At 71.6% G+C, this 22,315-nt stretch carries 24 protein-coding genes and 1 riboswitch; of the genes, 8 read left to right on the plus strand and 16 right to left on the minus strand.

The genetic code is table 11. The annotated features are described in order from the left end of the window. The first annotated feature begins 46 nt into the window (after positions 1-46). Complete coding sequence (locus BXA11_RS16235) at positions 47-463, plus strand: MarR family winged helix-turn-helix transcriptional regulator (protein ID WP_076435362.1); 417 nt, start codon at positions 47-49, stop codon at positions 461-463. A 78-nt stretch (positions 464-541) separates the two neighbouring features. Here the strand turns inward: BXA11_RS16235 and BXA11_RS16240 are convergent, their stop codons facing one another. Then, positions 542-1,075: a C40 family peptidase gene (locus BXA11_RS16240; protein WP_239104848.1), complete on the minus strand. Its 534-nt coding sequence runs from the start codon at positions 1,073-1,075 to the stop codon at positions 542-544. Positions 1,076-1,169: 94 nt separating this feature from the next. Then, a riboswitch (cyclic di-AMP (ydaO/yuaA leader) is annotated at positions 1,170-1,327 on the minus strand. Positions 1,328-1,770: 443 nt separating this feature from the next. Next, positions 1,771-2,211: a MarR family winged helix-turn-helix transcriptional regulator gene (locus BXA11_RS16245; RefSeq protein WP_076435363.1), complete on the minus strand. Its 441-nt coding sequence runs from the start codon at positions 2,209-2,211 to the stop codon at positions 1,771-1,773. Positions 2,212-2,269: 58 nt separating this feature from the next. On the opposite strand from BXA11_RS16245, the gene BXA11_RS16250 reads away from it, so the two are divergent. Beyond that, on the plus strand, positions 2,270-2,812 hold the full coding sequence (locus tag BXA11_RS16250) for an isochorismatase family protein (RefSeq protein ID WP_204053510.1): 543 nt from the start codon (positions 2,270-2,272) through the stop codon (positions 2,810-2,812). A gap of 12 nt (positions 2,813-2,824) precedes the next feature. On the opposite strand, the gene BXA11_RS16255 is transcribed toward BXA11_RS16250, so the two are convergent. The 3 genes from BXA11_RS16255 to BXA11_RS16265 all read right to left on the minus strand — a co-directional run bounded on the left by BXA11_RS16255 (position 2,825) and on the right by BXA11_RS16265 (position 6,213). Continuing rightward, positions 2,825-3,916: a hypothetical protein gene (locus BXA11_RS16255; RefSeq protein WP_076435365.1), complete on the minus strand. Its 1,092-nt coding sequence runs from the start codon at positions 3,914-3,916 to the stop codon at positions 2,825-2,827. A gap of 93 nt (positions 3,917-4,009) precedes the next feature. Continuing rightward, positions 4,010-4,927, minus strand: coding sequence for a hypothetical protein (locus tag BXA11_RS16260; protein ID WP_143734317.1), 918 nt, complete (start codon positions 4,925-4,927; stop codon positions 4,010-4,012). 77 nt (positions 4,928-5,004) lie between these two features. Then, positions 5,005-6,213, minus strand: a complete 1,209-nt coding sequence (locus tag BXA11_RS16265) for an FAD-dependent monooxygenase (RefSeq protein WP_076435369.1) — start codon at positions 6,211-6,213, stop codon at positions 5,005-5,007. A gap of 83 nt (positions 6,214-6,296) precedes the next feature. On the opposite strand from BXA11_RS16265, the gene BXA11_RS16270 reads away from it, so the two are divergent. Then, a complete protein-coding gene (locus tag BXA11_RS16270; RefSeq protein WP_076435371.1) occupies positions 6,297-6,878 on the plus strand; it encodes a TetR/AcrR family transcriptional regulator in 582 nt (193 codons plus the stop codon). A 111-nt stretch (positions 6,879-6,989) separates the two neighbouring features. On the opposite strand, the gene BXA11_RS16275 is transcribed toward BXA11_RS16270, so the two are convergent. Next, on the minus strand, positions 6,990-7,979 hold the full coding sequence (locus BXA11_RS16275) for a pirin family protein (RefSeq protein WP_076435373.1): 990 nt from the start codon (positions 7,977-7,979) through the stop codon (positions 6,990-6,992). A 127-nt stretch (positions 7,980-8,106) separates the two neighbouring features. Here BXA11_RS16275 and BXA11_RS16280 point away from each other — a divergent pair, with 127 nt between their 5' ends. After that, on the plus strand, positions 8,107-8,772 hold the full coding sequence (locus tag BXA11_RS16280) for an HNH endonuclease family protein (RefSeq protein WP_239104847.1): 666 nt from the start codon (positions 8,107-8,109) through the stop codon (positions 8,770-8,772). 71 nt (positions 8,773-8,843) lie between these two features. On the opposite strand, the gene BXA11_RS16285 is transcribed toward BXA11_RS16280, so the two are convergent. The 4 genes from BXA11_RS16285 to BXA11_RS16300 all read right to left on the minus strand — a co-directional run bounded on the left by BXA11_RS16285 (position 8,844) and on the right by BXA11_RS16300 (position 11,329). Further along, on the minus strand, positions 8,844-9,473 hold the full coding sequence (locus BXA11_RS16285) for a GOLPH3/VPS74 family protein (RefSeq protein ID WP_030510156.1): 630 nt from the start codon (positions 9,471-9,473) through the stop codon (positions 8,844-8,846). Between the two features lie 15 nt (positions 9,474-9,488). Further along, on the minus strand, positions 9,489-9,731 hold the full coding sequence (locus tag BXA11_RS16290; protein ID WP_076435377.1) for a type II toxin-antitoxin system antitoxin: 243 nt from the start codon (positions 9,729-9,731) through the stop codon (positions 9,489-9,491). Positions 9,732-9,734: 3 nt separating this feature from the next. Continuing rightward, entirely contained in the window at positions 9,735-10,661 is a 927-nt protein-coding gene (locus BXA11_RS16295; RefSeq protein ID WP_030510154.1) for an SPFH domain-containing protein, read from the minus strand. 83 nt (positions 10,662-10,744) lie between these two features. After that, a complete protein-coding gene (locus BXA11_RS16300; protein WP_076435379.1) occupies positions 10,745-11,329 on the minus strand; it encodes a TetR/AcrR family transcriptional regulator in 585 nt (194 codons plus the stop codon). A gap of 111 nt (positions 11,330-11,440) precedes the next feature. On the opposite strand from BXA11_RS16300, the gene BXA11_RS16305 reads away from it, so the two are divergent. After that, positions 11,441-11,842 carry a nuclear transport factor 2 family protein gene (locus BXA11_RS16305; protein WP_076435381.1) on the plus strand — a complete coding sequence of 134 codons (402 nt, stop codon included), beginning with the start codon at positions 11,441-11,443 and terminating at the stop codon, positions 11,840-11,842. A 6-nt stretch (positions 11,843-11,848) separates the two neighbouring features. On the opposite strand, the gene BXA11_RS16310 is transcribed toward BXA11_RS16305, so the two are convergent. The 4 genes from BXA11_RS16310 to BXA11_RS16325 all read right to left on the minus strand — a co-directional run bounded on the left by BXA11_RS16310 (position 11,849) and on the right by BXA11_RS16325 (position 14,472). Then, on the minus strand, positions 11,849-12,823 hold the full coding sequence (locus tag BXA11_RS16310) for an NAD(P)-dependent alcohol dehydrogenase (RefSeq protein WP_076435382.1): 975 nt from the start codon (positions 12,821-12,823) through the stop codon (positions 11,849-11,851). Further along, positions 12,820-13,053, minus strand: coding sequence for a helix-turn-helix transcriptional regulator (locus tag BXA11_RS16315; protein WP_076435384.1), 234 nt, complete (start codon positions 13,051-13,053; stop codon positions 12,820-12,822). The genes BXA11_RS16310 and BXA11_RS16315 overlap by 4 nt, the downstream gene beginning before the upstream one ends. Next, positions 13,047-13,475, minus strand: coding sequence for a hypothetical protein (locus BXA11_RS16320; protein ID WP_076435386.1), 429 nt, complete (start codon positions 13,473-13,475; stop codon positions 13,047-13,049). The genes BXA11_RS16315 and BXA11_RS16320 overlap by 7 nt, the downstream gene beginning before the upstream one ends. Before the next feature lie 145 nt (positions 13,476-13,620). Beyond that, complete coding sequence (locus tag BXA11_RS16325) at positions 13,621-14,472, minus strand: helix-turn-helix transcriptional regulator (RefSeq protein ID WP_076435387.1); 852 nt, start codon at positions 14,470-14,472, stop codon at positions 13,621-13,623. Positions 14,473-14,633: 161 nt separating this feature from the next. Here BXA11_RS16325 and BXA11_RS16330 point away from each other — a divergent pair, with 161 nt between their 5' ends. Further along, the gene (locus tag BXA11_RS16330) at positions 14,634-15,518 is read left to right on the plus strand and encodes an NAD-dependent epimerase/dehydratase family protein (protein ID WP_076435605.1); all 885 of its coding nucleotides are present in this window, start codon (positions 14,634-14,636) and stop codon (positions 15,516-15,518) included. 120 nt (positions 15,519-15,638) lie between these two features. Here the strand turns inward: BXA11_RS16330 and BXA11_RS16335 are convergent, their stop codons facing one another. Then, positions 15,639-16,766, minus strand: coding sequence for a HesA/MoeB/ThiF family protein (locus BXA11_RS16335; RefSeq protein WP_204053509.1), 1,128 nt, complete (start codon positions 16,764-16,766; stop codon positions 15,639-15,641). 167 nt (positions 16,767-16,933) lie between these two features. On the opposite strand from BXA11_RS16335, the gene BXA11_RS16340 reads away from it, so the two are divergent. Continuing rightward, positions 16,934-17,893: a lytic transglycosylase domain-containing protein gene (locus BXA11_RS16340; protein WP_143734318.1), complete on the plus strand. Its 960-nt coding sequence runs from the start codon at positions 16,934-16,936 to the stop codon at positions 17,891-17,893. A gap of 87 nt (positions 17,894-17,980) precedes the next feature. Next, a complete protein-coding gene (locus BXA11_RS16345) occupies positions 17,981-20,443 on the plus strand; it encodes a DUF6185 family protein (protein WP_143734320.1) in 2,463 nt (820 codons plus the stop codon). A gap of 15 nt (positions 20,444-20,458) precedes the next feature. Here the strand turns inward: BXA11_RS16345 and BXA11_RS16350 are convergent, their stop codons facing one another. Then, a complete protein-coding gene (locus tag BXA11_RS16350) occupies positions 20,459-22,231 on the minus strand; it encodes a glycoside hydrolase family 6 protein (protein ID WP_076435393.1) in 1,773 nt (590 codons plus the stop codon). Positions 22,232-22,315: the final 84 nt, after the last annotated feature.

The raw sequence follows: 22,315 nt of genomic DNA on the forward strand, positions 1-22,315 counted from the left end.
AAGAAGTTTATTTAAACTAGCTTAGTTTTCGTACTACACTCGTCTCGTGCGTAGTGATCTGCAACAACTCGGGCGAGCGGTCAAGCAGGTCCAATATCGGCAGCACCGGGCCCTGGAGGGCGGGCTGTCGGCGGTCGGCGCGACGCTCGCCCAGTGGGACGCCCTCCGGGCGATCAGCCGTTCTCCCGGGGCGTCGGCCCGGGAACTGGCCGCGGCGACGTTCCAGACCGAGCAGGCATTCGGGGCCCTCGCCGGTCGGCTGGTGGCCCAGGGATGGATCGAGCGCAGGCCCGGGCGCGGCCGGCGCATCGAGCACCATCTCACCTCTTCCGGCGAGCGGGTCCTGGAAGCCGGGCACAAGGTCGCCGACGAGGTGCTCGCCAGGTGCTACACCGCCTTGACGGACGCGGACCGCGCGACCCTGCTGGCCCTGCTCCAGCGCCTCATCGTGGAGGACGCGTAGCCTCCGGCCCGCGGCCGGCCTCCGGTGGAGACGCCCCGACGGCGCGCTTCGGGGCATCTCCACGGAGGATTTCCCAGGTCAGACGCCGGGGCGTACGGCGGTGAGGAAGCTGCCTCTCCAGTAGGAGTCGAGCTTGTCGATGCTGACCACCGCGCCGCTGTGGGGGGCGCTGATCACCTTCTTGTGCCCGATGTACATGCCCACGTGGCCGCCGCCACTGGTGAAGATGAGGTCGCCGGGCTTGAGGTGCGGCAGGGAGACCTTCTTCTTGGCGGCGTTGAGCATCGACCACGTCGTACGCGGGAGCTTGACGCCGGCCTTGCGCCAGGCGAACTGGACCAGCCCGGAGCAGTCGAACGCCCGTGGGCCCGTGGCGCCCCATACGTACGGATCGCCGAGTTGCTTCTTCGCCACCTCGATGGCGCGCTCGGCCTTCTGCTGCTGGAGGGCCGACTTGGTGAGCTTCGTGGTGGCGGAGTCGTCCGCCGTGGACGTCAGGGGAGCCTCGCGGTTGTACGGGGTGGTCGCCGTGGCGGCGGGCTCGGGCGGGATGATCGTCGAGGCCGGGGGCGGGGCCGTCGCCGGTGCGGCGGCTGCGGGGAGTGCGCTCAATGCTCCCGCGGACGCGGTGAGCGCCGCGCTACTGAGCGTGACGCAGGCGATGCGGAGCAGAGTGGTGGAGTTGGTGGACAGGGGATCTCTCCCTTTGGTCTTCCGCTTGCGCCTACCGGGTTAGCTGACGGATTCGGGCAGGGAAGTTGCCCTACGGCGCTGGCGCGCCGATTCACCCCAGACCTTCGTCGAAGGTCGATTGGTTCCCCGGCTCCGAGCCTCCTTGCTGCACGGATTCGGCATCACCGTCGCCCAGGGGGGCGGAGAGGACGTGGCGACGGTGACAGTGGATGGTCGAACCCGGCCGGGCCGGGTTCGTCACGGCGAGGTCACGCGGACCCCACCGCAGGGCAAGGAAACTACCAAGCAGCCCATATCGCCGCAAAGGGCATGAAAAGGGTAATGACCGCATAAAAAGGATCAAAAGCGCGAAACCGCAGGTCAGGACGGCTGTGTATACAAAATGTGGCGCTCGTCACACTTGCCGGGATCTTCCGGTCGCAGGGGGGCTCCCAAGGCGGGGTGCTCGCCGCGGCGCAAACGCGTGCCCGCCATCGCGGCCTCGCGGCCTCGCGGCCTCGCGGCCTCGCGGCCTCGCGGCGCCGTCGAGGCGTCGGCCCGGCATATGCACAACCACCGCGTGACCGGACCCGGTCATGGTCCGTGGATGCGCCGCTAGCCGCCGCTAGCCGCCGCTAGTCGGCGGGCAGGCCGTTGCGGCGGGCCAGCGTGCGCAGAACGCTCCGCAGTGCCTCGGTCTCCTCGGGGTCGAGGCCGTCGGTCAGTTCGCTGTCGAGCTCGGCCGCCGCCGCGGTGCAGGTGGCCAGCAGCTCCCGGCCCTCTTCCGTGAGCGTGAGCGTCTGCCTGCGCCGGTCCGAAAGGTCGCGTTCGCGCTGTATGGCGCCGAGCTCCTCCAGGCGGTCGGCGAGCGACACCACCAGGCTGGGCGCCACGTTCATGAGCTTGGCGATGTCGAGCTGAGAGGTCGCCGTTCCGGACTCCAGCACCGTCAGCAGTCCTATGTGCTTGGGCTTGAGGCCGTGGCCGGCCAGGCGCGCCGAGAATCGCTCGGTCACAACGGCCCCCAGCGTGCCGAGCCGGAAGGCCAGCGTCGAGGTCAGCTTGACATCGTTCATGCCTTTAATGCTACCGTCCTTAAACGATTCAATCTTTGAACGATTTGGAGTCAGAACGATGCTGAACCCCGCCTCCGTCCACGTGGTGTTCGCCGACCTTCAGGCCGGCATCGTCGAGGCCAGTGCGACCAACCCGGCCTCTTCCATCCGCCGTGCGGCCAAGGTCCTGAACGGACTCGTCGCAGCCCTGGACATCCCGTTCACCCTCTCGGCCGCGCCTCGCCCCGGCGGCCCCGTGATGGTCGAGGAACTGCCGGACGGTGAGCCGTACGTGCGCACCGGACCGTCCTGCTGGGACGACGTGGCCTGGCGCGAGGCCGTCCTGTCCGCGGGCCGTTCCACCCTGGTGATCTGCGGGGTGACGACGGAGATCGTGGTGTTGCGCACCGCTCTCGACGCGATCGAGGGCGGCCTCGACGTTCAGGTCCTGGTGGACGCCTGCGGGGGCATCGCCGCCCGCACCGAAGACGCCGCCCTGCGGCAGATCGAGGCCGCGGGCGGCGTGGTGACTTCGGTGGCGGGTTTCGCCGCCGACATGGTGCGCGACTTCACCACACCCGTCGGCCGGCAGGTCATCGCCGCTCTGCACCAGCTGGCGTGACCCGCAGGCCGGCTAGTTCGTACGCCAGAAGGCGCCGTTGGCCGAGGGGTCGTCGGGGTCGCCCTGCGGCACGGTGAAGCCCGCGCCCCACACCGTCGTCGTCCCGGGCCTGCGCGCGATCGAGAACAGGGCGGCGTCGGTGCCGGCCTTCCGGGGGATCGGGGTGCTCCGCCACGTCGAACCGGTGACCCGCCACAGAGTGGGGTTCCAGTTGCCCTGCACGACCCACACGCCGCCCCTGCCGTCGGGCTCCACCTCCGTGTAGGGCTGGGCGTTGGCGGCACCGAGCGAGGCACTCCATGAACGGCCGTTCCAGCGCATGACCAGGGTGCGGCTGAAGGTCACGTCGTCACCCTCGTCATTGGCGCCTTCCCAGCTGACGCCGCCGACGGCCCACACGTTGCCGGGGCCCAGGACGGCGATGTCGTTGAGGACCGCGGCGGCGTCGGGAGCGGGAAGCGTGATCGAGGGGGTGGGCGCCAGTGCCCAGGCCTTCCCGTTCCACCGCATGATCGCGGGACGGCTGCCCTTGGTTCCCGCCGCCCAGACGTCACCGGCCCTGTACGCGTCGACGGCTGCGGCGTGGGCCGGCAGCCGGACGCTCTTCCAGGACGACCCGTTCCAGTGCCTGGCCGAGGCCGAGGACTCGGCGACCGCCCAGACGTCCTTCGCGCCCGTTCCGTCGGCGTCCGTCGTGGAGAAGCCGCTGCCGAGGGAGGAGGTGGCCCATGCCCGGCCGTTCCACCGGCTCGCCTTCCCCGGGCCGAAGACCCATACGTCCCTGTTCGAGCCGGCGGTCACGGCCTTCAGCTCGTACGGCGGGCTGCCGGGGATCACCTTCCACGCTGTGCCGTCGAACCACTCGACCAGGCCCCGCAGCCTGCCGTTCACGGCCCGGTGACCGGCCGCCCACACCGACCCGTTGCCCAGGACGGTCACGTCGTCGAGCACGTCGTCCCCAGGCAGGGTGTTCACCCTGGTCAGCCGCCACGCCGGCGCGGTCTCACCGGCCTGGCCGCCCTGGTCGGTCACCCCTGAGGCCGCCACGGCCGGCATGCACGCCAGCCCGAGCGCCGTCAGGCCCGAGACGAATGCGGTACGCACGATGCTCTCCCCTCCGCTCACCAGTACGACGTCTGAGGGAGGGGAGCCGTTCACACGTGGCCGTTCACACGTGGCCGGCGGCAAGGGCCGGACTCACTTCTTCTCCGCCCACGGCTCGTATTCGTCGTCCCCGGGGAGCACCCAGACCTTCACGTCGGGCCTGACCATCGTCCGCAGCGGCGTCACCGCGCCGGTCGTCTTCGAGACCCGGTAGACCGCCACCCCGGTCGTGGTCTTCGACCGGACGACCAGGTGTCCCGCCTTGTCGAAGTCGAGATCGTCGATCCGCTGCCCGCGGGGGAGCCGCACGGTCACGGTGCCGCTCGCCTTGCCGGTGCGCAGGTCGACCAGGCGCAGCTTGCGCGACGCGGGCCACGGACCGACGGGCTCCGCCGCCGTCACGTAGTCGTTCGCCAGGGCCGTCGCCCACAGCCGCGTCTTCGACCGCAGGCGGGCGCGCAGCCCCCGGTCGAACACCGTCATCCGGCCATCTCCGTACTCTTGCAGCAGCAACCGCTCACCGTCCGGGCTGAATCCCGCGAAGTTCCAGGTGTCCGTTCCTCCGGGCGGCGGCAGGCTCCTGCCTTTCCGCAGGTCCACCAGGACCCCCAGGCCCGGCGCCGAGGTCCCGGTGACCACGAAACCGCCGTCGTACGACACCGACGACGGCCACTCCTCGCCGACCGTGTCCACCGTGATGTCCCGGATCGCTCTTTCCTTGCCGTGCAGGGTCCGCTCGGTGAATCGCCCGTCGGACTTGCGGAAGTAGAAGAAGTGCCGGCCGTCGCCGCTGACCAGGAACGCCGCCCGCGCCCCGGGGTTGACCGCGTCGTGAGGAGCCACGGCGAGCGCTTCCGGCACCTTCACCACCTCTCCGTTCGTCAGCACCAGTTCCCAGGTCTGCGTCCGCTGGGCGTACGCGATCGTGACCGGCGTGGCGGCCGCCGCGGGCTGCCCACCCAGGGGAACGGCGGTCAGGAGGAGTGTCGCGAGGACCGTGCGCAATCTCATGTGGGGTGAGATGCCGGAGATCCCGGAAATGTTGCCGCTTTCGAGCCCGGCGATCCTGCGGATGACGGTGCGTGCGGCTACGCGGCCGGCGTCCGGTAGTCCCTGATCGTGATCGCGGTCGCGGCCTTGCGGATCGGCTCGGTGACCCGCTCGATCATGCGGTTCTTCCCCGGCAGGTGCGGCATCAGCCGCAGCATCAGCATCTGGAACCGGATCTGCGCCGCGGACTTCAGCACCATGCCCTTGAGGTTGCTCGCGGCGAGCTTCTGGTTCTCCTCCACGAAGTGCCGCAGCTCGCGCTCGTACGCGGCGAAGCCCGCGGCGTGGTCCCCCGCCGCCTCGGCGAGGCAGCCCGCGAGAACGTAGGCGCCGACCAGGGCCAGGCTGGTGCCCTGACCGGACGCGGGCGAGGCCGCGTAGGCGGCGTCGCCCACGAGTGCCACCCGGCCCGACGACCAGCGGTCCATGCGCACCTGGCTGATCGAGTCCAGGTAGAAGTCCGGCGCGTCCCGCATGGCGTCGAGGAGACGCGGGACCTCCCAGCCCTGACCGGCGAAGAGGTCGGCGAGCAGCTTCTTCTGCTGGGCGGGGTCCCGCCGGTCGTACTCCAGCGGCGGCGAGGAGAACAGGAACATCGCCTTGGCGTCGTCGGCGCGCCCCGTGCTGTACATCCCGGTGCTTGTGCCCGGCGCCGGATACATCATCTCGGTGCGGTCCAGGTGGAGATGGTTCGGCACCGTGAAGATCGAGATGTGGTGCCCGAGGTCGTGGACGAACTGCGACTCCTCGCCGAACGTCAGCGCGCGCACGGTGGAGTGCAGGCCGTCGGCCCCCACCACCAGGTCGAACGTGCGCGGAGCGCTGTTGGCGAAGGTGACGTGCACCCCTTCGGGAGTCTCCCGCAGCGCGGTGACGGAGTCGTCGAAGACGTACTCGACGCCGTCATCGGTCGCCGCGTGCAGGAGCCGGGTGAGGTCGCCGCGCATGATCTCGACGTCCTCGCCCTCGCGGCCGCCGAACAACTGGGCGCTCATCGTGCCGATCTGCCGGCCCCGCGCGTCGACGAAGCGTGCGATCCGCATGTCCGTGCTGTGCCGCCGCACCTCGTCGAGCAGGCCCATGCGGGCGACGACGTCGAGTGCCGCTCCCCGGACGTCGATCTTGTAGCCGCCGTCCCGCAGGGAGGGTGCGCGTTCGACGACGGTCACCGCGAAACCGCGCTCGCGGAGCCAGTAAGCCAGCGTCAGCCCGGCGACGCTTCCGCCGGAGATCAAGATGTTCGCCATGCCCTGAACTGTACAAGCGTCTCAATCAAGTGTCTAGCACGATTGTCCAAGACATCCGTATGAGCATGGGCTAGGCTCTGAGCATGGGAAACCGGGAAGATCTGCTCGCGGGCGCCAAACGGTGCCTGATGGAGAAGGGATACTCCGGCACCACCGCGCGTGACATCGCGGCGGCCGCCGGCACGAGCCTCGCCGCCATCGGCTATCACTTCAGATCGACGAAGGCCCTGCTCGACGCGGCCCTCATCGAGGCGATGGAGGAATGGGGAAAGGAGATCGAGCAGACCCTCGCCGCGGACGCGTCGCTCGACGGCGCGCCCGCGCAGCGATTCGAGGCGACCTGGACGCGGATCATCGAGTCGTTCGCCAGGATGAGACCGCTGTGGGCCATCCAGTTCGAGCTCATCGCCCAGATGGACCGGCTCCCGGAGCTGCGCGAGGCGTTCGCCGCCGCCAACCGGCAGGCGAAGCTCGGCTTGGCGGCGATCTTCGAACACCTGGATCCGGCCGCGGACGAACGCAAGGCCATGGCTGTCGGCGCGTTCTACCAGGCGCTGCTCGGCGGGATGGCGGCCCAGTGGCTCGTCGATCCCGAGCAGGCTCCGTCGGCCCGCGATCTCCTCGAAGCGCTGCGCACGGTCAGCGCGGGGCTCGGAACGGAGTGACCGGCGGCAAAGGCGGCTCGCCGCCGCGTGAGGCCGGCCGAGCGGCGCGTGGGCGCCCTTCTCGGCCGGCCTTTCGACGGCGCCCGCCCGGTCGGCGGGCGCCGGTGGGGGTCAGTCCGTCGCGGTCAGGGGTCCGTCGGCGTGCGGAACCCGCTCGGCGGGGATGACGCCCAGGCGGCCCGCCTGGTAGTCCTCCAGCGCCTGCATGATCTCGGCGCGGGTGTTCATCACGAACGGCCCGTAGTGCGCGACCGGCTCGCGGATCGGCTGCCCGCCGAGCAGCAGCACCTCCAGATTGGGCTCGGCCTGGGGCTGGGCGGTGTCCGCCGCGAGCGTGAGCGACCCGCCGGGGCCGAAGACGGCGAGCTGACCCTTGCGGACCGGCCGACGCTCAGCGCCCACGGAGCCCTGACCGGCCAGAACGTAGGCCAGGGCGTTGAACTCCGGGTTCCACGGCAGGTCGAGCCGGGCGCCGGGGCTGACGGTGGCGTGCACCATCGTGATCGGGGTGAACGTGACCCCCGGGCCCGCGTGACCGTCCAGCTCACCGGCGATCACCCGGAGCAGCGCGCCGCCGTCGGCCGAGGCGAGCAGCACCGCCTCCCGCCCACGGATGTCCTGGTAGCGGGGCAGGTGGAACTTGTGCGCGCGAGGAAGGTTCACCCACAGCTGGATGCCGTGGAAGAGCCCGCCCGAGACCACCAGGTGCTCCGGCGGCTTCTCGATGTGCAGCAGGCCGGCCCCGGCGGTCATCCACTGGGTGTCGCCGTTGGTGATGGTGCCGCCGCCTCCGTTGGAGTCCTGGTGCTCGAAGACGCCGTCGATGATGTAGGTGACGGTCTCGAAACCGCGGTGCGGGTGCCACGGCGTGCCCTTCGGCTCGCCGGGGGCGTACTCGACCTCGCCCATCTGGTCCATGTGGATGAACGGGTCCAGCGTCTGCTGCGGCACTCCGGCGAACGCGCGCCGTACGGGGAAGCCCTCACCCTCGAAGCCGCTGGGCGCGGTCGTCACCGAGCGAACTGGGCGTGGTGCCGCGACGGCGGGATCCGGTGCGGCGACGCGTGGGAGCGTCAGGGTGTCGGCGGTGACAGCGGGCATGGCCGCCCCTCCTAATTGAATGTTCAACTTCCGTCGCCTTGGAACCATCCGCGGTCGCCGGGCATTCCCACCCGAGAATCGCCCTGTTCCCGCCGCATATCGTCACGGCCCGTGGGGAGGGACTGATATGGCTGAAACCATGATCTCCCTGAGCCGCACCCTCCAGGCCGCCGCACTGTCCCTCGCCGTCCTTCCGATCACCGCTGTCGCGATCGCCCCGCCGGCCGCGGCCGACGCCCGCGGCCGGACGGACGCGGGGGCATCGGCCCGTCGCATGCTGGCGCAGCTGAAGGTGGCCGCGCCGTTGTCGCTGCGCGGCTACAGCCATCGGCGGTTCCAGCCGCGATGGGCGCACCACAAGGGGGAGTGCGACGCACGGGAAGTGGTTCTCGCCCGCCAGGGCCGGGGCGTACGGAGGAACGGGGCGTGCCAGTCCGTGAAGGGCGTCTGGCGCAGCCCGTACGACGGCAAGGTGCTGAAGAGCGTGAAGCAGGTCGACGTCGACCATGTCGTCCCCCTGGCCTACGCCTGGCGTTCCGGGGCGAAGAGGTGGAGCCAGGCGAAGCGGCGCGCGTTCGCCAACGACCTGAGCCGCCCCGAGCTGGTCGTGGTGAGCCACTCCGTCAACATGGCCAAGGGAGGCCAGGGACCGCAGAGCTGGCGTCCGCCGCACCGCGCCTACTGGTGCCGCTACGCGACCTCGTGGATCACGGTGAAGCACCACTACCGGCTCTTCGTGACCCGTGCGGAGAAGGTCGCTCTGCTCAACATGCTCCGCACCTGCGGAAGGTGAACGGAGGCGGTGCCGGAGCGGCGGCCGGAGCGGCCGGCGGCCAAGCGGGGGCAGGCGGGTCTGTCCCGGGGTCAGCCGCCGCTCGCGACGGCGCGGGCCTGCTGGATGACCTTGCGAAGGGCCGGCGCCGCCGGGCCGCCGCGTTCGGACAGCAGGGCGATGCGCTGCTCGTGCGCCCGTCGTCTGGCTCGCGGGAGGATCGTCCCGAGCTCTCCCGCCGCGGCCAGGCCGATAAGGGCGGCCTGGCGGTCCCCGACCCGGGAGACCGGGCCGGTGAGGGCGGTGGAGACCTGTGACACGAGTCTTTTCACCACACGCGTGTCGCGTACGCGGACGTAGCTCCTGTTGAAGACGAGGAACGGCTGGCGCAGTTCGACCCTGACCCAGCGTCCCGTCTCGAGTTCGTCGCGGACCGCCCGCACTGTCGCCCGGCCGTCCTTGCTGATCCAGTGCCGCCACGGCCGGGGCCCCGACTGGGCGATCTGGTGCAGCAGGCCGTCGAGGACCGGGTCGGCGAGCCGGTCCTCCGACACCACGCGCACCTTGCCGCCGTCGTCGGCGATCCGTCCGGTCAGCAGCAGGTCGGTGAGCGCGGCCGCGCGCAGCAGGTAGGGGAAGCGGTAGTTCGTCACGACCCGCTCCTTGCGGGCGTCGTAGGCCAGCAGGTAGAGCTGAGCCGTCAGGGAGCGGGGGACGTCCACGGCACTGGCTTCCTCTCAGTCGTCGGGTGGATCGGCGGTGGGAGCCTCCGGAGGCGGGGCTCCCTTCTTGGCGGGCCGGCCGCGCCGGGGGATGCGACCGGCGCCGCTCGGCAGCCGTCCCGCCTCCGACAGCGCCCGGCGCAGCAGGAACTCGATCTGGGCGTTGGTGCTGCGCAGCTCGTCGCCGGCCCAGCGGGCCAGCGCGTCGTGCACCGCCGGGTCCAGCCGCAACAAGATGCCTTTTCTCTCGGTCGCCACGGTCTAGTGGTACAGGGAGCCGGTGTTCACCACGGGCTGGACGTCGCGGTCGCCGCACAGGACGACGAGCAGGTTGCTGACCATGGTGGCCTTGCGCTCCTCGTCGAGCTCGATCACGTTGTGCTCGTCGAGGCGGGCCAGGGCGGCCTCGACCATGCCGACGGCGCCGTCCACGATCCGCTGGCGGGCCGCGACGACCGCTCCGGCCTGCTGGCGGCGCAGCATCGCCTGCGCGATCTCGGGGGCGTACGCCAGGCGGGTGATGCGCGACTCGATGACCTCGACTCCGGCGGACGCCACCCGGGCCTGGATCTCGGCCGACAGGCGGCCGGTGATCTCCTCGGCGTTCTGCCGCAGGGACAGCATGTCGTCGTGCCCGTCGTACGGGTAGCTGCCGGCGATGTGACGCACCGCGGTCTCGGTCTGGAAGGCGACGAACTCCATGAAGTCGTCGACTTCGAAGACGGCCTTCGCCGTGTCCTCGACCTGCCACACCACCACGGCCGCCATCTCGATCGGGTTGCCGTCGGCGTCGTTGACCTTGGTGATGTCGGTCTCGTGGTTGCGGATCCGGGTCGACACCCGGCGCTTCTGCGTGAAGGGCGCCACGAACCGGAGGCCGGGCGTGCGGACCGTGCCCACGTAGCGGCCGAGCAGCTGGATCACGCGGGCCTCGCCGGGGGCGACCGCGGTGAGACCGGTGAAGACGACGACGGCCGCCAGGAGGAGCAGCACCCCGGCGGCGATCAGGGCGGCTCCCGCGCCTCCGCTGCCGCCGGCCGCGAGGACGGCTCCGATCGGGACCAGCGCGAACGGGCTCAGCAGGCCGAGCAGGGCCAGGACCAGCAGCGGCCACCCCGAGGCCGCTCGCGCCGTCCGCTCGTGAGTCTGGGGGGCCGGCATGTCGACGGCGATCTGCAGGTCTGTCATGTCTTCTCCTCGGTGTCTAGCACGACACTAGCAAAGTGATATCACTTTTCGCCAGACCTGGTCTCGCCCGAGGAGCCGAACTCTCAGTCGCCGGTTTCCAGGCCGCTGCGCAGGAGCGCGGTGAGCCGCCGGGCGTGGGCCACGTCGGTTCCGGTGAGTGCCGCGCCGCCGGCGAGGGCCAGCAGGTCGGTCACGGTGAGTCCGGGCCGTACGGCGCCGGCGTCCTGGGCCCGCCGCAGCAGGTCGGACGCGGTGGCGCGGATCGAGGTGTGCCACTGGTCGAACAACGCGCTACGACGGCCGGTGGAACCTTCCGTGGCCGCGAGGGCGAGCGGCCGCTTCGTCGCGACGTGCACGACGAACGCGTCCAGCCAGGAGAAGAGCGCGTCGGCCGGGGAGAGGTCCGCCGGCGGGTCGGCGCCCCGGTGGCACAACTCCGCCACCTCGTCCGCGTACACGGCGACGAGCAGGTCGGCGCGGGTGGGGAAGTGCCGATACAGGGTCGCGTTGCCGACGCCGGCTCGCCGCGCCACCTCGTCCAGCGCGACCTCCGGCCCCGACTCCGCGACGAGCTCGCGTGCGGCGGCGAGCAGCAGTGTGGCGTTACGCGAGGCGTCCGCCCTGCGCGTACGGCGGGGCGGCGCGGGCTCGGGACCACTCGACGTCATCCGCACTCCCTTCTCTTGCTATCCGGCTTCTCTTGCTATCTGGGGAGTTCCCCGTTTACGGTGACAAGCCTAACGGGGGAGCTCCCCATTTGGATGAAACGGCGGAGGACGATGACGCTGACTGCCGACGACCGCGCGGCCATCACGGACCTGATCAACCTGCACGGCCATCTCACGGACAGCGGCGACTTCGACGGCCTGCACGAGGTGTTCTTGCCTGACGTGGTCTACGACGTCAGCGATCTCGGCGGCGGGGTGATCGTCGGGCTCGCGGCGTTGCGCGACGCCGCGCTCGCCCTGGGCGAAGGGAATCCGGTCGCTCACCACGTGACCAACATCGTCGTCACCGAGGCGGCGGACGGCCGGGCGCGAGCGCTGTCGAAGGGCATCGGGGTCGACGCCGACGGGACCACGGGCAGCGTGACCTACGAGGACACGATCGTGCGTGGCGACCACGGCTGGCGGATCAGCCGCCGCACGGTCCGCGCCCGCCGGATGCCCCTGACTTTCTGAGGGTGATCACACGGTGACGACGACCTTGCCGGCGGGGTGGCCTTCCATGAGGTGCCGGATCGCGTCGGGCGCGGAGGCGAGGGGATAGGCGCGGTCGATCGCCGGGACGACGGCGCCCGACTCGATGAGCCGGGTCAGCTCCTCCAGGTGCTCGGCGCGCTCGCGGGAGAACATCGGGCGCAGTCGCTGCCGTGTGAAAGCCGACAGCAGCGGCGCCCGGAATGTGCGTCCCATGCCACCGGTGAAGCGGTACGCGGTGTGCCCGCCGCCGACGATCACCAGCGTGCCGCGCGGGGTCAGGGTGCGCCGCAGCAGGGACAGCGGCCGGTTGCCCGCGGTGTCGACGACGACGTCGTAGCGTGCGCCGTCGCGGTCGATCTCCTCATGGGCGTAGTCGATGACGTCGTCGGCCCCGAGCGACCGCACGAACTCCGCCTTCGCCGCCGCGCACACGCCGGTGACGCTCGCGCCGAGCGCCTTGGCGATCTGCACGGCGAACGACCCCACGCCTCCCGACGCGCCGATCACCAGCACCCACTGCCCCGGGCGCACGCCCGCGACGTCGCGTACGGCCTGCAGCGCCGTCATGCCGGAGACCGGCACCGCGGCGGCCTGTTCGAACGTGAGGTTGGCCGGCTTCGGCGCGAGGCGGGCCTGCGGCGCCCTCGCGTACTCAGCGAGCGAGCCGTTGGGGCAGGTGCCGTACACCTCCTGGCCGGGCCGGAAGCGGGTGACATCGGCGCCGACGGCCGTCACCACCCCGGCGACGTCGCGGCCCCGGACGGGAACCTTGGGGCGGCGCAGCCCGAATCCGGCGCGCGCGAGGTACGGCGTGCCGGTCATCAGGACCCACACGCCGGGGTCCACGGCGGCCGCGCGGACCTCGACGAGCACCTCGTCGCCGCCGATCGAGGGACGGTCGATTTCGCGTAATTCGAGCACGTCGGCCGGGCCGTACGTGTCCTGGACGATGGCCTTCACTTCGTCTCCTCGGTGAGGTCGGGATACTGGAACACGTCGTCGAGCGGGGCGCCGAACACCCGGGCGATCCGGAAGGCCATCTCCAGGGACGGCGAGTATCGGCCCTGCTCGATGGCGATGACGGTCTGTCTGGTCACGCCGATGCGCTCGGCGAGTTCGGCCTGGGTCATCTCGTCGTGGGCGAACCGCAGCGCGCGGATGCGGTTCGTCACGCGGGTCGGCTTCACCACTCCGGAACGCTCCTGCGGTAGAGGATGATCTTGGCGACATCGCTGAGGACCGCCGACAGGACGAAGAAGAGGTAGATCACGTTGGCGATCCAGAACCTGTCCCACTCCGCCACGGCCATGAGCATCGCCGCGAGCGCCCCGATGGCCACGAACGCCTGACCGGTGTAGTCGCCGAGCCGCCCGATCTCCTTGTCGCGGACGTCGATGACGCGCGAGGCCCGCGGATTGACGATCGCCATCCCGATCTCGGCCAGGATCGCCGCGCCGATCGCCCCGCCGATCGTCCACAGCAGGGCGGCGGCGTACGGCACGTCTGGTAGCGGGCCTCCGTCCGCCCGTCTGAGGATGGTGACGACGTACGCGGCGTAGGCGACCACGGCGACGACCAGCCGGATCCAGGCGCGCTTCTCCTCGTGCGTCATGATCGGCTCCCCTTTCTGGATGTACAGAATCTTTGACACCCTCAAGGTAAACCGTCTTTGACGTGATGTACAGAACTTTTTACATCGAGCACGTTGGTCGAGCCCGGCGCGGTCGAGCGGGGAGACGGACGTACACGGGCGCGGGTCAGGCCTCGGCGGCCACCTGCTCGGCGCCGATGACCTTGAGGAACTGCAGGGACTCGTACGCCGGGGACCCGGGCTCGGCGGTGAAGATGACCACCTGCTGCTCCTGGTCGGGCACGGTCAGCACGTCGAAGTCCAGCTCGATCTGCCCGGCGCGCGGGTGCCGCACGGTCTGGTGCAGGTGCCGCTCGATGTGGAACCGCTGGGAGTTCCACAGGCGGGCGAAGTCCGCGCTCCCGGCCAGCAGCTCCTCGATCAGGCTCTTCAGCTCACGGCTGTCGGGATAGCGGGTGACGGCGACGCGCAGGTAGCTGACCGCCGTGACGACGAACCGCTCCGAGCTGCCCATGCCGTAGTGCCGCCGCTCGGGGTCGGGGTGCAGGAAGTAGCGCCGGATGACGTTGCGCTCCTGGCCCGCGAGCGCGGAGAAGTCCTCGAACAGGGCTGCCGCCAGCGGATTCCAGGCCAGCACGCGGCAGGTGTCGTCCACGACGATCGCGGCGGCGTCGGTCAGCCGGTCGACCAGTCGCAGCGTGCTCGGCCGCACTTCGCGTACGGGTTCGGGGGACCGGCTCTCCTCCCGCTCCCCGGCCAGGTGGAACAGGTGGGCCCGTTCCTGGTCCGACAGGCGGAGGGCGCGGGCGATCCCGTCGAGCACACGCCGTGACGGGTGCCGCCCCCGCGCCTGCTCAAGCCGCGTGTAGTGGTCCACCGAGATGTACGCGAGCTGGGCGACCTCCTCACGCCGCAGGCCGGGCGTGCGGCGGCGGCGTCCCTCGGGCAGGCCGACGTCGGCGGGGCCGACCTGCTCGCGCTTGCCGCGCAGGAACTTCGCCAGGCCGTGCTTGTCCATACCTGCGACCGTACGACGGAAATCGACCGTACGGACCGCGCAGCCACGGACTCCTGGTCCCTGGTTGTGCGGGACGGCCCGGGGCGACGGTGGGGGTGGCACCGACCGGCGGCGGACACGGACGCGCCGCCGGTCACCGACCTCACGAAAGGCATGTGATCATGCGAGTTCTCATCACGGGGGCGAGCGGCTACGTCGGCGGAGTCGTCACCGAGCACCTCGTCAGGGCCGGGCACGAGGTGGTCGCCCTGGCCCGGTCCGACCGGGCCCGCGAGCGGGTCGAAGGGCTGGGCGCCAAGGCGGTGTCCGGAAGCCTGCGGGACCTCGACGTCCTGCGCGGCGCCGCGGCGGCGGCCGAGGCCGTCGTGCACACCGCCGTCGACTACGTCGATCCCGAGATGGGCGACATCGAGGGCGACGCCCTCGCGGCGCTGCTGGGCGGCCTGAACGAGGGCGGCCGGTTCGTCTACACCAGCACCGGCCTGGTCTACCCCGACCGGCAGGGCGCGACCGTGGACGAGGACCACCCCGTCGCCCCCGAGACGTCGCCCCAGCCCTACAAGGTCCTCGGCGAGCGGCGGGTCCTGGCGGCCGGCCATGTGGCGGGCACGGTGATCCGGGCGGCGCTGGTCTACGGGCGTGGCGGATCGGGCCTGCTCCAGGGGCTCATCGGCGCCGGCCGGCAGAACGGGATGGTGCCCTACATCGGCGACGGCGCCAACGAGTGGTCGTCGGTGCACGTCGACGACCTCGCGGCGCTGTACGTCGCCGCGCTGGAGCGCCGCGAGCCGGGGGTCGTCGTCAACGCCGCCTCGGCCGAGCGGACCTCGATCCGGCGGATCGCCGAGGCCGTCGCCGGCCTGACCGGCGCCCAGGCCGTGTCGCTCACGCTGGAGCAGGGGACCGCAGCGATGGGGCCGCTCGCCGCCACGCTCACCCGTTCGTCGCCGCTGGACGCCTCGCGTGCCCGCCGGCTGTACGGCTGGACCCCCGCCCGGGCCGGGCTGATCGAGGAGCTGACCACCGGCTCCTACGCACAGTCCTGAGCGCGGCAGCCACGACCGGTGCCTCGTGTTCATCCGATTCCTTCGGAAGGGGATGTTCTCGCGAGAACCCGTTCAGGATTCGTCCGCCGGCCGGAACAGCCGAGGTTTTCTCCGGCGCATTCAGCCGGCGTCGATTTCGGTCATTCGCCGCAATGAATTGTGCTCCGGTTCGCCGGCCCGGGTCCCGCACACCGGGCAGCCGGGACGAGGCGGATGCCGGACCCACACGTGGTGGTCCGCCGCGGTCAGGTTGACTCCTCGAATGGTGCCGACCGGCGGCACGGGCACGCCGGTCAGCAGCCCGAGCAGCGTGTGGGCGACGAGCTGGCCGGACACGCCCGCCGAGGTGGCGATCACGCCGGGGCCGCCGAGGTGCACGGGCGTGCCCGGGCGGCGCCGCGCCTCCTCGCCGCTGCTCAGGCACTCGTAGCAGGCGCCCGCTCCCGGCGCGAAGCACCCCACGGTGACCAGCGGCCCGTTGTATCCGCCACCCGCCCAGGGGATGTTCGCGGCGGCGCAGGCGCGGTTGGCCCACACCCTGATCGCGTGCCCGCTGGGCCGGTCCGCGCAGAGGGCGAGCGCGTCGTAGCCCGCGATCAGGTCGTCCAGCTCGCGCCTGCTGCCGATGTGGCGGCGTTCCCCGGTGACGGAGATGTCGGAGTTGACGGTGCGGAGCCGGGCGACGGCCGCCTCCGCCTTCGGGCGCCCGACGTCGTCCTCGCCGTAGAGCACCTGGCGGTTGAGATTGGACAGCTCGACCAGGTCGGGATCCACGCAGTGGATCGCGCCGACGCCGAGGGCGGCGAGTGCCCAGGCCGCGTGGCAGCCCGTGCCGCCCAGGCCGAGCACGACGACCCGCGCGGACTTCAGCCGGACCTGGGTCTCCCAGCCGTGGGCGCGCGGGACGACGTCGACGGCCCGGAAGAACGCGTGGTTCCTGCTGTAGCGGTCGAGCTCGCGCGCGCTCAGCCCGGCGGGCGGCACCGCCGCGGCGTCCTCCACATATCGGGTGGCCGCCAGCTGCTCGACGATCGACGGGGCGTCCGGCAGCTCGGGATGGGCCAGGCGCAGCCGTTCGGCGATCTCGTCGCGAGAACGGGTGCCGTCCATCAGGGTGAGGGCCGTCCACACCCAGCCGTACGGGTCCGCGATTTCGGCGGCGATCCCGTAAATCTCTCCGCCGATGCGAATGGTGCCGTCCTCGTATCGATGAGGACGGTGCTCGAATTTCACGCGGGGCAGTCGCACGTGACGACGATTAGTGGGCGATAAGTGTGCGAGTCAACACCGAATTCCGCGGAAGGGAAAAAGGGGTCGGCCGTAAAACGTTCCCGTCCGCACCGGACGTCTCCGCGGGGCGGCGCGCCGCCGCGAAGAGGGCATGGAACGTCACCGCTGGGCATACGTTGGTGACGATGAACGATCAGCCTGCCGTGATCCCACCGCCGCTGCCGCGCCGCACGGTGCTGGCCGCCGCGCTCGCCGCCGTGGTCGTCCCGCTCTCGGGATGCGCGGGCTCGGCGGGCGAGGCCGCCTCGGTCGCCTCCCGTGAGCGGGTGACCCCGCCCGCATCGGAGCGGTCCTCCGCGAGCCCGGAGCCGTCGGTAAGGGACCTGCCCGCGCCGGACGCGGCGGTCTCCAAGGACCCCGAGCGGCTGGCCGACGCACTCACGCGTACGGTCGGGCGGCTGCGTGACGCGATCGACGACTGGAGACGTACGGGTGACCCCGCGAAGGGGGAGGCGCCCGAGCCGGTGGTCCTGCTGTCCCTGTACGAGCAGCGCGTCTACCGCTATCTCGCCCGCAATCCCGCGGTCGCGTCCCGCACCTACGGAAAACTGGCGAAGGACATGGCCGCGCGGGCGCGGGACAACGTGACGGCCATCCGCGACCTGCTCTCCCTCGCCCACCCCGTCAGCGGCCCGATCAAGATCAAGGTCAGACCGGCGGAGCCCGCCGACGCCCTGCTCGCCGCCTTCCGGCGCGCCGAACGCCGGTTCGGCGTCGAGTGGGAGGTGCTGGCGGCGGTGATGCTCGTGGAGACCAAGTTCGGGCGGGTGCGTTCGCCGAGCTACGTGGGCGCCAAGGGGCCGATGCAGTTCATGCCGGGCACCTGGAAGGCGTACGGCATGGGCGGCGACATCGACGACACCGGCGACGCCCTGCTCGCCGCGGCCAACTACCTCCACGCGTCGGGCGCGCCCGGCGACTACCGGCGCGCGCTGTACGCCTACAACCACTCCCAGGCGTACGTCGACGCGGTCCTGCTGCACGCGCGCCAGATGAAGCGGGACATCCGGAACTACTACGCCTACTACACCTGGCAGGTCTACGTGATCACGCCGAAGGGCGAGCACCGCCTGACGGGCCCCTGACGAGAGGGCGGCAGGCGGGGATCCGTAACCGATGCCGCCTTTCGCGCGACTCATCCTTCGGGAGCGATCGCGTACGGGAGGTCGGTTGTGCGGCGGCTGACGACTGATGCCGGAACGAAGCCCATCGGGCCATCTGCTGGAGCCGCGCTGCTCCGGGGAGCCGCGCTCCTCATCGCGGCGGTGCTCGGCCTGCCGGCGCTGAGCCCGCGTCCGGCGCTCGCGGACGACACGTCCTGCGGGTTCGGGCCGCCCCGCTCGTCATGGGTGGAGACGTCCGTGGTCGTCGCGGAACGCGGCCACGACACCCCGGTGATGACGAGCACGACGCGCGTCGGCGTCCCCCGCGACTGGCCGGGGGCCGCCGCCCTGCTCGGCGACGGGAGCGCCGTCGGCTGCCTGCTGCCGCCCGGCGGCACGCCGAGCGTCACGGTGCCGGCCGACGGCGCCGACGTCGTGGTCCAGAGCACCCGGGAAACCCCGCTGGAGCTGTACGACACCGAGTGGGGCGCGGAGTCCGCCGGGCTGTGGTCGAGCCGCACGTCCGGCGACACCCGGTTCGTCGCGCTGCTGCCCTCGCCCGCGGACCTGCCGCCGGGGCTGGCCGGGGCACGGTGGCGGACCGTGGTCGTCAAGACGCCGGAGTTTCGGGCACGCACCGTGACGCCCCTGCCGTCGGAGGTGCTTCCCGGCGGCACGTACGTCTGGCGCGACGGCGCGGCCCCGCCGCGTGTCGAGGTCGCTCTGCCGCTGTCCGCGCGGTCGGCGTTCCAGCGCTGGAGCGGGCTGCGGGGGCAGGACGTGCTGACGGTCGGGACCTACCTGGGCTTCGCGCTGCCCTACCTGCTGCTGGCCGGGCTGCTCGTGGTGCTGTATCGGCGTTCCGGCGACCGGGACGAGCGCGTCCTCGTCCGGATCACCCTCGGCGCCCTGGCGATGATCACGGCGACCGAGGCGGTGCTGATCGTGGGCGTGCTGACCGGCACGCTCTTCCTGGCCGGCCTGTTCCAGGTGCCGGAGACGCTGGCGATCCTCGTCGTGGCGGCGCCGCTCTTCCTGGCGGTGCGGGGGCTGGCGCGCACCGGACTCCGGTGGGGGCTCCCCATGCTCGCCGGTGCGGTGCTCGCCGCTGTCGGCGGGCTGGCGCTCCTGGCGGCACGGCTCTTCGGCGATCAGCCGTCGGACCCCCTGCGGGTCGCGCCGGCCGTGGTCACGGCGCTGCTGCTCACCGGGGCGGCATGGGCGATCGCGGTCCGGGCCGCCCGCGTCCGGGGCAGGACGCCGCGCGCCGTGCGCGCCCTGCTGTGCTGGAGCGTCCCCGGCCTCGCGCTGCTGACCCTCGCCTACGTGACCCAGACGGCCGTCGTCGGCCTGCGGACCTCGAGCTTCCTGCCGGCCGCGGCGACGTCGCCCTTCTTCCTGCTGCGCAGCCTCGCCTATCTGATGTGGCCGCTGGTGGTGCTCCTGCTCCTGCTGCTGCTCCGCCTGCACGGACGGCGTACGGACTCCGTCGGGCCGTCCACTCTGTGGCTCCTGGTGTTCCTGTTCGTCGTGGGCACGATCAGGTGGCTCAACACGTACGCCGGAATGCCCTTCCCGCTCGCCGGGCTCGTGGGGCTGGGCGCGCTGCCCCTGCTGCTGCGGCTGACGCGGCGGGCCGAGGTCGCCGACCCGGGCGTGTCACGCCGCAGGCTCGCGATGATCGTGGACGAGTACCGGGACCTGGAGCAGAGGGAGAAGGGGCTGCGGCGCCGCTGGGCGGCGGGGGAGCTCGACGACGAGGAACACACCAAGGAGGCCGGGCCGGTCGTCGGCCGCATCCGCCGGCTCCGCATGGAGATCGGCCTCGACCCCGACAGGGAGGACGGGCTCAGCCCGCTCGACGTCGCGCTGTCGCGCGGCCCGGGAGTGACGTGGTGGGCGAACGCGCGGCTCGCCGCCCGATACGCGTCCTACGTGGGCGCGCCCGCCGCCGTGTTCCTGATCTGGGCCACGTGGAGCACCGACAGCCGGGGACACGACGGCTGGCTCGACCGGCTCGGCGATCCCGACGGGTTCTACGGCCTGGCCGGCGACCTGATCGGCGGGCTGCTGATCTGGCCGGTGGCGGGCTTCGTGCTGGGCGCGCTGTGGCGCCGCCTGCCCGGCAGGCGCGGCTATCTCAAGGGCGTCGTGCCCGTCCTCGCGTACGCCGCGGCGACGGGGGCCCACGCCGTGCTGAACAACGTCATCGGCCAGGCCCCCGTGCGCGGTTCACTCGTGCGGGTGCTGCTGCTGTTCCTGGTGCTGACCGTGGTCGCCGTCCTCATGGACGCGCGGACCCTCCAGACCCGCCCGGGTGGTCTCGCGTCGCGGCTCACCCCCGTGGCCGTCGTCTACCGGCTCGGTACGGCGGGCAGCGGGATCGCGCTCATCGTCGCGCAGGCGGCGGCCATCCTCGGCCTGTGGAGTCAGCTCAGGAACGGCATCGACATCACCTCGCAGGTGGACACCTCGGCCCAGGCGCAGGTCGGCGCCGACGCGCAGGTGCTCCTGGGCCGTGTGGACAGATGAGGACGCATCGCGGGCTCACAGAGCGGGGTAGGCGTTGTCCACCAGCATCACGAACTGCTCGTGGTGCCAGTCGCCCGGCAGCGGCGCGTTGGGGAGGGCGCCGGTCGGCCGGATCGAGTCCGACACGGGCCCGAGGGAGCCGTTGGGGTCGCACGTGCGGTCGAGCAGCCGGTCGGAGCCCTCGGGCAGGATCGGTCCGCCCGCGCCGTCCGACTCGCCGGGCCGCTTGATCCACAGGTAGGCGTCGACGCCGGGGACGGGAGCGGCGACCGGCCGTGTCCCCAGCCCCGCGCCCTTCTGGTTGCACATCGCGCTGCGCGACGGACGCCGGTCGACGCGGCTCTGGTCCACGTAGGTGTTGACGTCGAGCGAGGTGCCCGCTGCGGTGGGCCGGTCCGGACCGCCCCAGCCATCGCGGGAGGTGTCGACGACCACGCCGAGCATGCTGGAGAAGCCCTTGGCGATCAGGGCGCTCCGCATCGCGAGGGCGTAGTCCCGTTCGTGCAGGTAGGGGTTCCAGTCGATGAACCTGCTCAGCTTGATCGGCTGGCCGGCCACGGTCTGGTTCGAGTCGGTCAGGAAGGGTTCCACGAGGGGGACGTAGTCGGCGACGTTCGTGGCGATGCCGTCGAGGCTGTTCAGGCCCGCCGTCGTGCCGCGTGCGGTCTCGGTGATGACGGTCGCGAGCGCGGCGAAGTTGTCCTCCCAGCCGGCCCATCCCGTGCTGCCCGCGTCGAGGTACGTGTAGACGTTGGGCAGGGGTGCGAGCTTGTCGAGGGCGTAACGGATGCCCATCACGTACACGCCCGACCCCGCCGCCTGGCCGCAGGGGTAGGTGCTCGTGCTTCCCACGATGAGGTCGATCAGGGCATGCGGCTCGATGACGGCCGCGACGCGCAGGTTGCGATATTCGGGCCTGGCCAGGAGGGCGGCGACGGGGTCCACGAACTCCGCCTTGTAGCGGTTGAGGCCGTTGTCCTGCTCGTGCAGCTCGGCGTCGGAGACCAGCGACCGGCAGTCGCGGTCGGGCAGGTCGTGGAGGACGAGCGTGATGTATCCGGCTCCCTGCTCGACGGCGGTGTCGAGGTGGTCCTTCAGCGTACGGGCGACTCCGGAGCCGCCGGTGACGTCCGCGATCCGGTCCAGCCAGACTGCGGTGGGCGTCTGCTTCAGGCCGCGCATCTTCTGCGCGGTCGCGTCGTCCACCTTCGTGGCGGAGGACTCCACGTCGGCCGCCCAATCGGGGTCCACGTACCCCCTGACGCCGGCGAACGGGTTGTCCACCGGCACGCCCCCGCTCGGACTGGGGCTCGGGCTTGGGCTCGGACTCGGTGACGTGCCCGGCACGACGACCTGGCAGGGCACGCCGGCGAATTGGAAGTCCGTCGGCGGCGGGTTGCTCCCGGTCCAGGTGCCGTTGAATCCGAGCTGCAGGGACCCGCCGGACGCCACCGCGCCGTTCCAGGACTCGTTCTCGGCGACGACGCGGTTGCCGAGCTGGGTCCACCGGGCCGACCAGCCCTGCGTGAGCCTCTGCGAGCCGGGGAACGTGAACGTCAGTTTCCAGCCGGTCAGCGCTTCGCCGGTGTTCCTGACCGTGATCCCGGCCGTGAAGCCGCCCGAACTCGTTCCCCACTGGGTGGTCGCGTAGGTCACCTGACAGGTGACCGCGGCGCCGGCGGACGCCGCACCCAGGACCGGCGTCGCCACGGCCACCGCCGCGACGGGGACCGCCGCCGCGGCGGCCGTCAGGATCCTGCGGGCAAACCGTGCGTGGCCGAAGGGCATGGGCGATCGTCTCCAGGGTGCGGTGACCGGCTCTGGCCTGCCGGCGCCCGTTCCGGTTCGCGCATGGGGGCCGACGCTCCCAGA

It is taken from the genome of Microbispora rosea (genome assembly GCF_900156315.1).
Taxonomy (GTDB): domain Bacteria; phylum Actinomycetota; class Actinomycetes; order Streptosporangiales; family Streptosporangiaceae; genus Microbispora; species Microbispora rosea.